The sequence below is a fragment of the Salinibacter sp. genome, from assembly GCF_036626415.1.
GTDB lineage: Bacteria > Bacteroidota > Rhodothermia > Rhodothermales > Salinibacteraceae > Salinibacter.
Genome location: NZ_JAZKRW010000016.1, coordinates 1 through 13,639 on the forward strand (window position 1 = coordinate 1; position 13,639 = coordinate 13,639).

A 13,639-nucleotide genomic window follows, 5' to 3' on the forward strand; every position below is an offset into this window, starting at 1 on the left:
CGGGCAGGGTCGTGTCGCCGGGGGCGGCCTCGAACCGACCCGGAAGGTCCTGCTCGGCGTCTGGGCTGGACATCTTCGGGGTCATCGAGCAGCCTGCCAGCGCGAGCACGCCCAGCGTGAGACCGAAAATGGACAACCGAAACCCCGTCATGAAGAATACTACAGGAATGTCATTGGGACATCGAGTGAGGAAAGGGCCGGCACGCTCCTATTCAGACGCGCCGGCGGAGCCGGAGGAGCGCCCCGAGAAGGACGACGTGACCCACTGTGTCGCGTCGTGCTGGAGCATCGCGAGGGCCGGCACGAGGAGCATCAGAATGGCGGTGCCGAGCAGAATGCCCGCGCCGAGGCTGATGGCCATTGGGACCAGGAACTGGGCCTCCACGCTCCGCTCCAGAATGAAGGGGGCGAGCCCGAAGAAGGTCGTCAGCGATGTCAGCAGAATGGGACGGAACCGCACCTGCCCGGCGTGGATGAGCGCGTCCCGCCACGAGGCGCCCTTGTCCCGCTCTTCGTTGGCAAAGTCGAGCATCACAAGCGCGTCGTTTACAATCACGCCGCTGAGCCCGACGATGCCGAAGATGCTCGGCACGATGAGGTTGTAGCCGAGCACGAAGTGGCCCAGCAGGGCGCCGATCCACGCGAAGGGGATGGTGGCCATGATGATCAGCGGCTGCACGTATGACCGGAAGGGGATGGCCAAAAGCCCGTAAATCGCGAACAGGGCCAGGAGGAACCCAATCTGGAGCGACCCCTGGGCCTTGCGCTGCTCCCGCTGCTGGCCGCCAAACTGGTATTCGAGCTGGGGCATCCGGGCCTGCAGGGCCGAAAGGGCGCCCTGCTCAAGCTGCGCGGAGGCCTCGCCCCCGGTGGTGAGGGCCGCGTTCACGTCGGCGCTCACCGTGACGACGCGGCGCCCATCCTGCCGCTGGATTTGCGTGGGGCTGGTGCCGAGCGACACCGTGGCCACTTCGTCGAGCGGCACCGCGTCTCCCTGCGGCGTCCGAATTCGGTACTCGTGGAGGTCCTCCACCGCGTTGCGCTGGTCGCCCGAGAGGCGCACGTAGACGCGCACCTCGTCCTGCCCTCGCTGCAGCCGATACGACTCGATCCCGAAGAAGGCCGCGCGTGTCTGGCGGGCCAGGTCGTCTAATGTGAGCCCCAGTGACCGGGCCGCCGGCTTGAGGCGAAGCTCCAGTTCGCGCTTCTCCTCCCAGTCGCTCGTCACGTCCAGGACGCCCCCGTAGCGGTGAAGGCTGTCCTGGACGACCGCGGCGGCCCGCGTCATCTGCTCAACCGTCGGGGCAAAGAGCTTGACGGACACGGGATCGCCGCCCGGCCCGCCGGCACTGCTGGTAAAGGCGAGTGACTGGATTCCACCGGGGGGCCCCACCGCACGGCGCCAGCGGTCCTCCAGCCGGGGAGAAGGCACCGTCCGCTCTTCCGCGTCGACCATCTCGAGGCTCACCTCCGCCACGTTCGGCCGCTGCGCCGTAAACCCGGCCTGCGTGCGTCCGCCCGAGGCGACGGGCTGGCGCCCGACGGTGGTGTAAGTGGTCTGGAGAAGGCGCTCGCCGGACTGGGCCTCCAGGTCGCGGAGAGCCTCCAAGCCCTGCGCTCGCAGCCGCCGGGCCATGCGTTCGGTGGCTGCTGCGTTGGTGCCGGGGGGCATCTCCAGCTGCGCCGTGACCACGTTGCCCGGAATGCTCGGGAAGAATTCGTTCTTGATGTACCCGTTTGCCAGGAGGCCGAATGTGATGATCAGCAGTGCCAGGCCCCCGGAGATCGCAACCCCGTAGTGGCGCGTGACAAACGTGAGGGCCCGTTCCAGCGGCCCCTCAATGAAGGCGCTAAGCCGATCCCCAATCCAGGTCCGCACGCGGCCCAGGACCGTTCCGATCCACGTCGTGGGCGCCTCCGATCCTGAGCTGTGGGACAGGTGAGCCGGCAGGATGAACAGGACCTCCAGCACCGACATGGCCAGGATGAAAATGACGACCGTCGGCACGTCGCCTAAGAATTTTCCGATGGTGCCGCCCACAAACAGGAGGGGTGAAAAGGCAGCCATGGTGGTGAGGACGGCAAACACAACCGGCGTCGCCACCCGCTGGGTGCCGCGGATCGCCGCCGCGAGCGGCTCGCCATGCCGATCCTGTTCCGTGTAGACGTTCTCCACCACCACGATGGCGTCGTCCACGGCAATTCCCATCGCGATGATAAAGCCGAAGACCGACAGCATGTTGATGGAGACGTCCAGCAGCTCCATGAGGATAAGCGCCCCCAGAAACGAGAGAAAAATCCCCGAGGCGGTCCAGAACGCCTTGCGGGGGGTCAGGAAGAGCCCGAGTACCAGAAGCACCAGCACCAGCCCCAGAAGCCCGTTCTCGATCATGATGTCGAGCCGGGTGCGCAGGTTGTCGGCACTGTTGCGCCAGATGGTGGCCTCGATGCCGGGGGGGAGCGAGGGGCGGAGCTCGGCATCGAGGTAGCTCTTGACCGTTTCCTCCACGCTTAGGGCCTGCTCGTCGCCGGTGCGAAACACGTTGAGCAGCACCGCCGGCTTGCCGTCGAAGCGGGTGATGAGGTCCGAGTTCTGATCAAATCCGTCCACCACCGTCGCCACGTCTCCGAGGCGCACGTTCGTGCCGTCCGATCGGCTCAGCAGGACGATGTTTTCAAATTCTTTCTTCGTGTAGTTCTGTCCTTCGGTGCGGATGGTGATCTCCTCACCGGTCGTCTCGATGCTCCCGCCGGGCAGGTCGAGGCTTCCCTCGCGCACCCGTCGGCTCATCTCGCCCAAGGTCAGCCCGTGTGCGCGGAGGGCGTTGCGTGAGACCTCGATGGAGAGCTCCTCGTCGGGCACCCCGTCCATCCGGACGTACGAGACCTCCGGCGTGAGGGCGAGGGCGTCCTCGGCCTGCTGGGTCGCCTCCCGCAGGACCCGGAGCGGGGCGTCGCCGTGCAGGGCCACCTGAAGCACCTGCTCGCGGTTGGTGACCTCCGTGACGACCGGCTCTTCAGCCTCGTCGGGGAAGGACGTAATTCGGTCCACCTCCGACTTGATGTCGGTGCGCGCCCGATCCAGGTTCGTCCCGCGGTACAGCTCCACGGTCACCACACCCACGTTCTCCGCCGCCGTCGCCAGGATGCGGTCGATGCCCTCGACGGCCTCCACCCGATCCTCGATGCGCCGGATGATCGCGTCCTCCACGTCCTCCGGCGACGCCCCGGGGTAGCGCACCCGCACCTCCACGGCGTCGAGGCTAAACTCCGGAAAGTTTTCCTGCACGATCGTCGTGGCCGCCAGCCCGCCCCCCAGGAGCAGCAGCGCCATGAGCAAATTAGCCGCGACGCCGTTGCGGGCAAACCAGTCAATGATTCGGTCCATGAAGGACGGAAGCTACACGGGAAAAGAACACAACACGGCCTCCGAGCAGGAAGGCTCTCGGGGGCAAGACAGGGAAGGCGGGAGCCGCTGTCTTGGGGAATCCCATCCTACAAGTCTCGAAGCCACGCCTGGAGCATCCAGCGGTCCTCCTCAATCTGGTCGCGGAGGTCTTCGAGCATTGCGGCAGTTCGAGGGTCGTCGGCCTCGGCCCGGTCAATCAGGGCCTGCACCTCCTCGTCGAGGGCGAAGAGATCCGTGACAACCGTGTGCACCATGTCGTCGGCGGGCGGGGTGCTCGGGTCTTCGTCGAGCGACGCCAGGTCCAGAACGTCGGCGAGAGTATGCACAGGCCGGTCGCCCCGACTGCGCACCTGCTCGGCGATCTCATCGATGACGTCGCTCCAGGCCGTGTACAGGTCTTCGAACTGCTCGTGGAGCACGAAGAAGTGCGGGCCGGTCACATTCCAGTGGTAGTGCCGCACCTTCTGGTAGAACACCGTTGCATCAGCCAGAAGCCGGTTCAGACCGGTCGTGACGTCGGCTTCAGTCGTCATGGAGGGAGCATCGGTACTGGGGGTGGAAGACGTCATGGGGAAAACCATTGGGTTTGGAGAAATAGCGCGAACTGGACCGCAGACGACCCGGGCGCTCTTCAGGCGCTGTGCGGAGACCTCCACGGGTCTCTTTGTGCTGGATCAATAGGTACGAACATGTATTTACATGTGTTTCTGAAAGAGTAGGAGGTACCTCCGTGGGCATCTCGGGTTCGCATGTGAAGCCAAAAGGGGGAGAGAAAGAGCGTCGCGACGGTCAAGGGCGCTGCCGTCTGGTCTGGCTGGGGGGCTCTTCTCTCCGTCTCCAATCTCTCCGTCTCTGGTACTCAGAGAACCAGATTGAAGAGGTAACCGAGGCCAATAATTGACACGCCGACGGCTCCGAAAAATGTCGCCAGGAGGCGCGTCTGCATGGCCTTCTTCAGCATCATGGCCTCCGGAAGGGAGAGCCCGACCACCGCCATCATGAAGGCGATGGCCGTTCCCAGCGGCACTCCCTTCGCCACGAGGGCCTGCACCACCGGGAGGATGCCAGACGCGTTGGCGTACATCGGCACCGCGAGAACCACCGACAGCGGCACGGCCAGCGGGTTGCCGCCTGATAGGTACTGCTCGAAGAAGCCGGTGGGGACGTAGCCGTGAATGCCGGCCCCGATGGCGAGGCCCGCCAGCACGTACGGGGCGATGTCGGTCACAATGCCCATCGCCTCGCGCGACACCGACGGGAGTCGCTCCCACAGGGACTTCTGGGTGCTCTCAGCCTGTTCGGCCTGCCCCTCGGCAATGTCCCAGACCCAGTCTTCCACAAAGCGGCCGAGCCGGAACTTCCCCAGTGCCCAGCCCAGCACGGTCCCCAGCAAGATGCCGCTTGCCGCGTAAATGAGGGTTACCTGCCACCCGAAGAGCCCGATGAAGAGGGCCAGGGCCACCTCGTTCACCAGGGGGGACGTGATGAGGAACGAGAGCGTCACCCCCAGGGGAATGCCCCCCTGCAGGAAGCCGATGAAGAGCGGAATCGAGGAGCAGGAGCAAAACGGCGTCACCGCTCCGAACCCCGAGGCCACCAGGTGCTCGCTCCCCCGAAGCCGGCCGGACGCAATCCACTCCCGCACGCGCTGCACCGGGAGGTAGGCGTTGATGAGCCCCATCAGGTGCGTGACGAGAACCAGGAGGAGGCCGATCTTCATCGTCTCGTAGACGAAAAAGTGCACGGCGTCCCCCCAGTGGGCCTCAGACGGCAGTCCGGCGAGGCCGAACACCAGCCAGTCGGCAAATGACTCGAGCATGAACGGTTGGGCTAGGTGTGAAAATCAAGGGCCGCGAAAATGAAGGGACTCCGCTTCCGTCAGGCCCCCAGAAGATCGGCGAGTTCGTTTACGGACGGGGTCTGTCCAACGACCTGCACTTCGTCGTTTACGACGAGCGCGGGCATGCTCATGACGTTGTACTGCATGATCTGCTGCATGTCTTCGATTTTTTCGACGGACGCGTCGCTGCCGGTCTGCTCGACCGCCTCGCGGACGCGACGTTCGAGGGTTTGGCAGGACGAGCATCCGGTGCCGAGCACTTTGATATCCACGGTTGGTAGAGGAATGTATTGAAAAGTGTCAATGTTATGTGCTAAAAAAAGACTGGGGCCACCTGTCCCCCGGTGAAGCGCTTATGCCACTGCCCGGGCGGCCTCGTCGGCTTCCCGAATGGTGCTCAGTCGGTCCATCAATGCGGATAGGTCGGTGAACGCGGAGGCGTCGACCCGGTGGTATACGAAGGTCCCCTCCTGCCGGCTCTGGATGAGCCCGGCCTCGCGGAGCACCTTCAGGTGATGGGATATCGTCGGCTGGCTCAGGTCAAAGTTCTCCTGGAGCTCGCAGACGCAGACCTCGCCGCCCCCGTAGTAGATGAGGTCAACCATTTGCAGCCGCACTGGGCTCGCGAGCGCCTTGAGCTGCTCGACCCGGTTCTCAATCGTCGAGTCCGGAAGGCGGTCTTCGGGGGCGGTCGCACACGAGCACGACGGGGACGACTCAGTCATGACGGTGAATCGGCAGCGTTTGTGATCTCTAATCCGTTGGGTCTTCGTATAGACATCTGTAAATATATGATCCACGGGTACGGATCCTTCATGCGTCTTTAACGGGCTCGTGGTCTGGAGACGGCTCAATTGAACCAGCGGTACACGATTTCCGGCGGGCAGAAGCCGGTGAAGGCGCTCTGGATCACGTTGAGCCCGGCGAAGACCGTGAGCAGGTACCACCAGGGGCCGACGAAGAAGCCGAGGCCGAGGCCGGTGAGCGACACGGTGCCGGCCAGCACGCGGACGAGTTTTTCTTCGGTGGAGGGCACGCGGCAGACGCCGGACGCGGACGGGTCGGACGCATCGGTGGAGGTAGGGGCAGTGGAGGGCATGGCCTTGGGGGGGAAGGGAAAGAGAATCGGCGAGAAGCTCGGCGGTTAGACGGCCCGGTCGACGCTCATCTGGAAGGCCCGGACGGGACGCTCCGGGTCGCGGCGCTCGTTGAAGTCCGCGATGGCGTCAAGCAAGTGGCCGGCCTGCGTGTCGTCGAGGAAGGCCCAGGTGAGCGTCGAGTCGGTCGGTGGGGCGCCCCCTCCGAACCAGGCGGGGGCCGTCCCGGCGGCCGACGACTGGTGGTAGCCCTCGATGTCGAGCTCGCTGAAGACCTCGATCTCTCGGTCGCGGAGGAGGCCGTGGAGGTCGTCCCGGTAGGCATCGAGGCTCATGATGGCGACGAGTTTCATGGGGCTGCGGGGATGGTGGGCAAAACGTGAGGAGGTTCCGTCGGCTACGCGTCGTCGGTCGCGGTGAGCGTCGAATCGGACAGGCGCCGCTCGATCATGTAGTAGACGAGCGGCACGATCAGGAGCGTGAGCGCCGTCGAGGCGATGGCGCCCCCGATGAGCGAGATGGCCAGGCCCTGAAAAATGGGGTCGAACAGGATGACCGTCGCCCCGATGACCACCGTGCCGGCCGTCAGCAGGATGGGGCGCGTTCGCACGGCCCCGGCTTCGATGACGGCCTGTCGGAGCGAGGCGCCCTGGTCGAGGCTAATGTTGACGAAGTCGATCAGTAAGACCCCGTTGCGCACCATGATGCCGGCCAGGGCGATGAAGCCGATCATGGAGGTGGCGGTGAAGAAGGCGCCCAGAAGCCAGTGCCCCAGCACGACGCCGATGAGCGACAGCGGAATGGCGATCATCATGACCAGGGGCACGGTCAGGTCCTGAAACCATCCCACGATGAGGATATAGATCAGCAGCAGCACGATGGCGAAGGCGATGCCCAGATCGCGGAAGACCTTGTAGGTAATCCGCCACTCGCCGTCCCACTTCAGGGCGTAGTTGCTGCGCGCCTCGGGCTGGTCGGTGTAGAGCTGGTCGAAGGAGTAGCCGGGCGGCGCGTCGATGTTGTTCAGGCGCTCCTGCATGTCGAGCATGGCGTAGACCGGGCTCTCGATGGCCCCGGCCACGTCGCCGGTCACGTAGATGACGCGCTGCTGGTTTTTGCGGTCGATGTGCTTGTCGCGTGTGGTCTCCTCGACCGTGACGAGGCCGGACACCGGAATCGGGGGGCCATTCGGCGGCTGCACCGGCACGTTCTTCAGGTCGGCCAGGCCGGTCCGCCGCTCCTCCCCGAGGCGGACCTGCACGCCCACCGGATCGCGCTCGTCTGGCTGGTGGAGGGTTGTCACGTCCCGGCCGCCCAGCGCCATCTGCATGGTGCGGGTGACGTGGGCGGTGGGCACGCCGGTCCGCATTGCCTTCTCCTTGTCGACCGTGAAGGTGTACTTCGTCTGATCCGCCTCGACCCGCCAGTCCACGTCGACCACCCCCTCGGTTGCCTCGAAGGCCTGGCGCACGCTGTCGGCCAGGGCCCGCTGGGTCTCCGTGTCGGGGCCGTAGATCTCGGCCACGAGCGTCGCACGCACCGGCGGGCCGGGCGGCACCTCGGCGATCTTGACGGCGGCGTCGTACTTCTCCCCGATCGTCTGGAGCGGGCCGCGCAGGTCTTTTGCCACGGCGTGGCTCTGCCGGTCGCGGTGGTGGGCCGCGCGCAGGTTGACCTGCAGGTCGCCCTGGTGCGGGGCCGACCGCAGGTCGTAGTGGCGCACGAGGCCGTTCAGGTTGACCGGGGCGGCGTCCCCGGCGTACGTCTGCACGTCGGTCACGACGGGCCGGTCGGTGAGGTCGGCGGCCATCTCTCGAAGCACCGCGTTCGTGCGCTCCAGGGGCGTGCCCTCCGGCAGGTCCACCACGACCTGAAACTCGTCCTTGTCGTCGAACGGCAGCATCTTCACCGTCACCGCCCGGACGTAGAAGAGGGACAGGGACCCGAGCAGCAGAAGGGCCGTCCCGCCGATGAAGAGCCACCGCTTCCAGGCGCTGTCGAGCAGCGGCTCGATGGTGGCGGCGTACGCGCGGTAGGTCGCGGTCTCTTCGAGCTTGTACTCCGAGTCGGAGGCCTCGCCTTCGCCCCCGCCTTCCTCCCCGGTCCGGTCCTCGTGCGAGGGGATGAGCCGGAAGGCCAGGTAGGGGGCGATCACGAGCGCCACCACCAGGGAGAACGTCATGGCCACCGAGGCGCCGATCGGCATCGGGCTCATGTACGGGCCCATGAGGCCGGACACGAACGCCATCGGCAGGACCGCCGCGATGACCGTCAGCGTGGCGAGGATGGTGGGGTTGCCCACCTCGTCGACCGCGGCGAGGGCGGACTGCAGCTTCGGCAGGCGCCCCATCTTGAAGTGGCGCTCGATGTTTTCGGCCACGATGATGGAGTCGTCCACCACGATCCCCGTCACGAAGATGAGCGCGAAGAGGGTGATGCGGTTCAGCGTGTAGCCGAAGAAGTAGTAGACGAAGAGGGTGAGCGCAAAGCTGATGGGCACCGACAGGAACACCACGAGGCCCCCGCGCCAGCCCATGGCCAGGCTCACGACGAACGTCACGGCGATGATGGCCGCGAGGAGGTGGAGCATGAGCTCGTTGGTCTTCTCCGAGGCCGTCTCGCCGTAGTTGCGCGTCGTGCTCACGGTCACGTCCCCCGGCACGAGCGTCTGTTCCAGCGTCTCCAGCTTGTCGAGGGACCGCTCGGCGATGGTCATGGCGTCGCGGCCGCTGCGCTTGGCGACGGACACCGTGACGGCCGATCGGGCGCCGCCCCGCGCCAGGCTGTCGGGCCGGGGCGTGCCCGCCCCGTAGGAGAACGACACGTATTGTTCGGGCTCGGCGGGGCCGTCGGTCACCTCCGCGACCTGCTTCAGGTACACGGGGCTTCCTTCGTGCATGCCCACGACTAAGTTTTCCACCGCCTCCGCCGACGTGAGGAAGCTGCCGGTCTCCACGAGGTAGGACTCGTCGTTCCGGTCGAAGGCGCCGGCGTCGGCCTGCCGATTGGCGCCGCGGAGCTGCTTGGCAACGGCGGGCGGGTCGAGCCCGTGGGCGGCCAGCTGATTGGGCTTGAGGGCCACGCGTACCTGTCGCGGACGCCCCCCGTGCACCGCCACCTCCGCCACGCCGTCGGTCGTCTTCAGGTCGGCCGCCATCTCTTCGCCGATCCGGCGCAGCTCGTAGTCGCCTGTGGTGTCACTGTGGAGCGTGAGCGTGAGGACGGGCACGTCGTCGACCGCCCGGCTCTGGATGAGGGGCGTGCTCGCCTCCGGCGGCATCTGATCCATGTGCTTCAGCAGCTCCTCGTAGAGCTTCACGGTGCTGGCCTCCGGGTTCTCCCCCACGTAGTAGCGCACCGACACCAGTGCCCGGCCCGGCATCGAGGTCGAATAGACGTACTCCACCCCCTGGATATTGGAGGCCAGGCGTTCGATCGGTTCGGCGACGCGGCTCTTCACCTCCTGTGGGCTGGCCCCGGGGTAGCGCACCGCGATGTCGACCATCGGAACGTCGATCTGGGGGTCCTCTTCCTTGGGCGTCATCCACGCGCTGTACAGGCCGATGCCCAGGAACGCGGCCATGAGCAACGGGGTGAGCTTGCTATTGACGAAGCCGCGGGCGATGCGGCCCGCGATGCCGGAGGCGGAAGCCATGAGCGAACGTGAGGGCTATTGGGAAGCACGTGGTGGGAGGAGGGGCAGGGGCTACTCGGTGCGCACCGGCTGGCCGTCCGCGATGCGGGGCGTGGCGTCGGCGACGTACGTCTCGCCGGGGCGGAGGCCCGAACGCACCTCCACGCGGCGCCCGTGTTGCGGGCCGGTGCGGACCCAGCGGAGCTGGGCCTCGCCGTCCTGCACGGCGTAGAGGCCGGTGAGCTGGCCCCGCTCCACGAGGGCGGCCTCGGGAACCGTGAGGGCCGAGCGGGTGCCGGTGCGGTGCACCACCTCGGCGTACATGCCGGACTTGATGGGGGAGGGGGCCTCGCCCCCCGCCGGCAGGGACAGGCGCACCTGCACCGTGAACTGGCGACTCACGGCGTCGCCGGACGGGTTCACCTGGGTGACGACGCCGCGCCGCCGCACGTCGTTCGCCGCGCCGATCTCGACGGTCGCGCTGTCGCCCACGCTGAAGCGGTTGACGTCCTCGGCGGGCACCTGCACCACGGCCTTCAGGGCATCGAGCGTCTCGACCGTGAGGAGGGGCTGGCCCGGGGCGGCCAGGGCGCCCTCCTCCGAACGCTTCTCCACCACGTAGCCGTCGAGCGGGGCCTCCAGGGTGGCGTAGGACAGCATGTCCTCGGTCTCCGCGAGGCGACTTTCGAGGGCGTCGACCTGCGCCTGGGCTCGCTCGTAGGCGGTCTGCGCGTTGTCGAATTCCTGCTCGGTGGCGCTGTCCGTTTCGCGCAGGGCCTCGATGCGGTTGAACTGGGTTTCGGCGTTGTCGCGGGCGGCGCGGGCCTCGCGGAGGCGGGCCTGCACCTGCGCCCGCTGGGCCTCTACGTTCTGGCTCCGGATGCGGGCGAGCGTCTCGCCCTGTCGCACGCGGTCGCCCTCCTCGACTGCGAGCTGCGTGACGGTGCCCATCATTTTGGTGGAGAGCGGCACGCGGCGCGTGCCCTGGATGGTGCCGCTGTACCGGCCCGCCTGGGCCGCGTCGGTGGCCCGGGCGGTGGCCGTTGCCACGGTCACGGGCTCCATCTCGTCGGCGGGGGGCGCAGGGGCCTCGCCCCCGCAGGCGGAAACGACGAGGGCCAGAACGAGCGGAACGGCAAGGGAACGACGAGTTGGCATCGGAATCGAGGGGGCAGTGAGCAGGGACACGGCAATGGGGGAGCGCGGCGGCTACGGGGTCCTCGACTGCTCCGTGAGCAGCTCGAGGCGGTAGACGGTCACGTTGTGCTGGTAGAGGGCCCGGAGGTATGCCAGGCGGCGTTCGGCGAGGGTGGCTTCGGCCTGGAGCAGGTCCGTGGTCCGGGCCATGCCCTCCCCGTAGCGGTTCGTCCGGATGCGCAGGCTCTCCTCCGCCTGGGCCACGGCCGTCTGGGCCTGCGCAATGCGTTCGCGGGCCGCCCGGAGGTCGCGGCGGGCCGACTGCAGCTCGACCTCGTTCTCGAGGGCCCGCTGCTCCAGGGCAATCTCGGCGCGTCGCTGCTGGGCCTCGGCCTCCTGGGCGCGCCCAATCTGCTGGAAGCCCTCGAACAGGCTCCACGACAGCGAGACGCCGGCCGTCCAGCTCTGTCCGCCGGTGCCGAAGGGGGCGTCGTCGTACCAGCCCGCGGTGCCGCGGGCGTTGAGGGTGGGGACGAAGGCCAGCCAGCGGGCCCGCGTTTTTTCCTGTGCCGCGTCGGCCCGGGCGCGCAGGGCCCGCATGTCGGAGCGGCGCTGGTTGACGGTCTGCAGCGATACGGTTCCCCCCGTAACGGACTCGCGCGTCAGCGAATCGGTCGGCTCAATGCGGACGTTCTCGTCGAGCCCGATCAGGAAGCGCAGTTGATCGGCGGCGTTGTCGCGGCGGGCCACCGCCTCGCTGCGCTGGCTCTCCAGCTCCGACACGCGCACCTCCGCCGCCAGCCGGTCCGCCTGGTTGATGATGCCCTCGTCGAAAAGCGCCTGGGCCTGATCGCGATTGGCCCGCGCCGCGGCGAGGGCCGAGTCGATCACGCCCACCTGTCGCTCGGCCAGCAGCAGTCCATAGTACCCTTTCTTGACCCGAAACTCGACCGTCGCCTCGGTGCGCTCGGCCTTGAAGCCGGCGGCGCGGGCCGCGTCGGCGGCGGCGCGGCGCTCAAAGATGCCGTCCAGGTTCAGGATCGGCTGCTGCACCTCCAGTTGCGTCCCGTAGAGGTCCACCCGGTCCGGCGTATTTAGCGCGCTGAGTCGCAGGTCCCGCTCCGCAAACCGCTCCTGCCGGAGCTTGGACCCGAAGGCATTCACAGGATCGGTGGTGAAGAGGCCCTGCTCGCGGGCCGTGACCTGGGGCAGGAAGACGCCGAGCGACTGGCGCTTCCGGGCGGTCGCGGCCCGACGCTGCGCATCGGCGGAGCGGACCGGGAAGCTCTTCGTGCGGGCCTCCGACAGGGCGTTCTCGACCGACAGGCGCAGGGTGCGGGCGGTGTCGGGGCTTAGGTCCTGGGCCAACGCCGGCGCGGAAGAGGCCGCGGCGAGCAGGAGCGCGAGGGCGCCGACGAGCAGGGACCGTGCCTGGTACGGAGAGGGGCGGGCCGTAAGCAGGGAGAACATGAACGGGAGGAACGATGATCAGAAGCGTGTGGGGGGCCGCAGGCCTCACGCCGACGGGGCTTCGGCAAGACGCAGGGCCGCGTCTACCGTCCGGTCGATGGCGGCCTGGGCGGACATCGACAGGGCGTCGGCCTTCAGGGAGCGGACGGTCTGCTGGACCATCGCGAGAATCCATCCGGCCGTCAGCGTCACGGGGGCGTCACGGAATGTCCCGTCCGACACGCCCGCGTCGAGCGCCTCCGCGAAGAAGCGAAGCGGCGATCGGGGGGCCTCGTCGGCCGCCTCCGTTCCGAGACTGGATTCCTGGGTCGAGAGCAGGTAGGTGCACGACGCGGGTTTCGAGGCGTAAAACCCGAACACGCCGCGCACCAGTGCCTCCAGTCGAGCGGGCGGGGGGGGCGCCTCCGCGACGGCTTCGGTGAGCGTCTCCTCCAGCTGTGCGGTACACCGCCGGTACAGCCACTGGGCCAGGTCGTCCTTGCCGTCGAAGTGGCGATAGAGCGTGCCCTCGGCGGCGCCGGCCTTTTCGGCAATTTCGCGGGTCGTGGTGGCCTCGATGCCCTTCTCGGCGAAGAGTTCGAGGGCGGTTTCGCAGATGGCGTCTCGCTTGGTCATGAGAACGAAGCGGTGAGAAAAAGAGGAACGTTACAGCCCACATAGGGGCCCGCGGCAAGAACCGTTCGCGGCCCCGTCGTCCGGCGCATCGTGGTCACGCGAGTCCAGAATTACCCCCGGACTGCCCGTGATGACACGCTCGACCGGCTGGCCCGTCTCGGGGCACTCGTCGAGTGGGGCGTCGCTCATTCGTTGTCGGGTCTCGAACGTCGTGCCGTCTTCGCGGCGGTACACGTACGTAGGCATGCTGACAAAGGATCGTGCAATGAACGGCGAGGCTGAGCGGCCGGAGGGACTACGGGGTCCGTCTTGCTTCGGGGAATTTCCCGGACGATGCCGAGGAATCCCGGGCCGCCATCGGGTGGAAACCAATGTCGTGCAAGGGTCCAACTGCGAGTGAGCGTTCACTCACAACCTCTAATGACCGCATGTGGGCG

At 67.2% G+C, this 13,639-nt stretch carries 12 protein-coding genes; all 12 read right to left on the minus strand.

Going from position 1 to position 13,639, the window contains the following annotated elements; translation table 11 throughout:
* Nucleotides 1–208: 208 nt before the first annotated feature.
* The 12 genes from V5A20_RS03510 to V5A20_RS03565 all read right to left on the minus strand — a co-directional run bounded on the left by V5A20_RS03510 (nt 209) and on the right by V5A20_RS03565 (nt 13,448).
* Nucleotides 209–3,388 carry an efflux RND transporter permease subunit gene (locus tag V5A20_RS03510; protein ID WP_332326723.1) on the minus strand — a complete coding sequence of 1,060 codons (3,180 nt, stop codon included), beginning with the start codon at nt 3,386–3,388 and terminating at the stop codon, nt 209–211.
* A gap of 107 nt (nt 3,389–3,495) precedes the next feature.
* Nucleotides 3,496–3,978, minus strand: coding sequence for a Dps family protein (locus V5A20_RS03515; protein ID WP_332315817.1), 483 nt, complete (start codon nt 3,976–3,978; stop codon nt 3,496–3,498).
* 290 nt (nt 3,979–4,268) lie between these two features.
* Nucleotides 4,269–5,228 carry a permease gene (locus V5A20_RS03520; RefSeq protein ID WP_332326724.1) on the minus strand — a complete coding sequence of 320 codons (960 nt, stop codon included), beginning with the start codon at nt 5,226–5,228 and terminating at the stop codon, nt 4,269–4,271.
* Between the two features lie 59 nt (nt 5,229–5,287).
* Nucleotides 5,288–5,521 carry a thioredoxin family protein gene (locus tag V5A20_RS03525; RefSeq protein WP_332315819.1) on the minus strand — a complete coding sequence of 78 codons (234 nt, stop codon included), beginning with the start codon at nt 5,519–5,521 and terminating at the stop codon, nt 5,288–5,290.
* A gap of 81 nt (nt 5,522–5,602) precedes the next feature.
* On the minus strand, nt 5,603–5,974 hold the full coding sequence (locus V5A20_RS03530) for an ArsR/SmtB family transcription factor (protein ID WP_332326725.1): 372 nt from the start codon (nt 5,972–5,974) through the stop codon (nt 5,603–5,605).
* Between the two features lie 125 nt (nt 5,975–6,099).
* Nucleotides 6,100–6,348 (minus strand): YgaP family membrane protein, encoded by a 249-nt coding sequence (locus V5A20_RS03535; RefSeq protein WP_332315821.1) that lies wholly within the window; start codon nt 6,346–6,348, stop codon nt 6,100–6,102.
* A gap of 45 nt (nt 6,349–6,393) precedes the next feature.
* Nucleotides 6,394–6,699 (minus strand): hypothetical protein, encoded by a 306-nt coding sequence (locus V5A20_RS03540; RefSeq protein WP_332315822.1) that lies wholly within the window; start codon nt 6,697–6,699, stop codon nt 6,394–6,396.
* A 44-nt stretch (nt 6,700–6,743) separates the two neighbouring features.
* Complete coding sequence (locus V5A20_RS03545) at nt 6,744–10,001, minus strand: efflux RND transporter permease subunit (protein ID WP_332326726.1); 3,258 nt, start codon at nt 9,999–10,001, stop codon at nt 6,744–6,746.
* Between the two features lie 51 nt (nt 10,002–10,052).
* Nucleotides 10,053–11,138 carry an efflux RND transporter periplasmic adaptor subunit gene (locus V5A20_RS03550; protein ID WP_332326727.1) on the minus strand — a complete coding sequence of 362 codons (1,086 nt, stop codon included), beginning with the start codon at nt 11,136–11,138 and terminating at the stop codon, nt 10,053–10,055.
* Nucleotides 11,139–11,189: 51 nt separating this feature from the next.
* The gene (locus tag V5A20_RS03555; RefSeq protein ID WP_332326728.1) at nt 11,190–12,587 is read right to left on the minus strand and encodes a TolC family protein; all 1,398 of its coding nucleotides are present in this window, start codon (nt 12,585–12,587) and stop codon (nt 11,190–11,192) included.
* Between the two features lie 45 nt (nt 12,588–12,632).
* On the minus strand, nt 12,633–13,202 hold the full coding sequence (locus V5A20_RS03560; RefSeq protein ID WP_332326729.1) for a TetR/AcrR family transcriptional regulator: 570 nt from the start codon (nt 13,200–13,202) through the stop codon (nt 12,633–12,635).
* Nucleotides 13,203–13,232: 30 nt separating this feature from the next.
* Nucleotides 13,233–13,448, minus strand: a complete 216-nt coding sequence (locus V5A20_RS03565; RefSeq protein ID WP_332315827.1) for an FmdB family zinc ribbon protein — start codon at nt 13,446–13,448, stop codon at nt 13,233–13,235.
* Between the last annotated feature and the right edge of the window lie 191 nt (nt 13,449–13,639).

Excerpts from the sequence above, each read along its gene's own strand:
- V5A20_RS03510 (WP_332326723.1), bottom strand. The coding sequence starts at position 3,388 with ATGGACCGAATCATTGACTGGTTTGCCCGCAACGGCGTCGCGGCTAAT.
- V5A20_RS03515 (WP_332315817.1), bottom strand. The coding sequence starts at position 3,978 with ATGACGTCTTCCACCCCCAGTACCGATGCTCCCTCCATGACGACTGAA.
- V5A20_RS03520 (WP_332326724.1), bottom strand. The coding sequence starts at position 5,228 with ATGCTCGAGTCATTTGCCGACTGGCTGGTGTTCGGCCTCGCCGGACTG.
- V5A20_RS03530 (WP_332326725.1), bottom strand. The coding sequence starts at position 5,974 with ATGACTGAGTCGTCCCCGTCGTGCTCGTGTGCGACCGCCCCCGAAGAC.
- V5A20_RS03535 (WP_332315821.1), bottom strand. The coding sequence starts at position 6,348 with ATGCCCTCCACTGCCCCTACCTCCACCGATGCGTCCGACCCGTCCGCG.
- V5A20_RS03540 (WP_332315822.1), bottom strand. The coding sequence starts at position 6,699 with ATGAAACTCGTCGCCATCATGAGCCTCGATGCCTACCGGGACGACCTC.
- V5A20_RS03545 (WP_332326726.1), bottom strand. The coding sequence starts at position 10,001 with ATGGCTTCCGCCTCCGGCATCGCGGGCCGCATCGCCCGCGGCTTCGTC.
- V5A20_RS03550 (WP_332326727.1), bottom strand. The coding sequence starts at position 11,138 with ATGCCAACTCGTCGTTCCCTTGCCGTTCCGCTCGTTCTGGCCCTCGTC.
- V5A20_RS03555 (WP_332326728.1), bottom strand. The coding sequence starts at position 12,587 with ATGTTCTCCCTGCTTACGGCCCGCCCCTCTCCGTACCAGGCACGGTCC.
- V5A20_RS03560 (WP_332326729.1), bottom strand. The coding sequence starts at position 13,202 with ATGACCAAGCGAGACGCCATCTGCGAAACCGCCCTCGAACTCTTCGCC.
- V5A20_RS03565 (WP_332315827.1), bottom strand. The coding sequence starts at position 13,448 with ATGCCTACGTACGTGTACCGCCGCGAAGACGGCACGACGTTCGAGACC.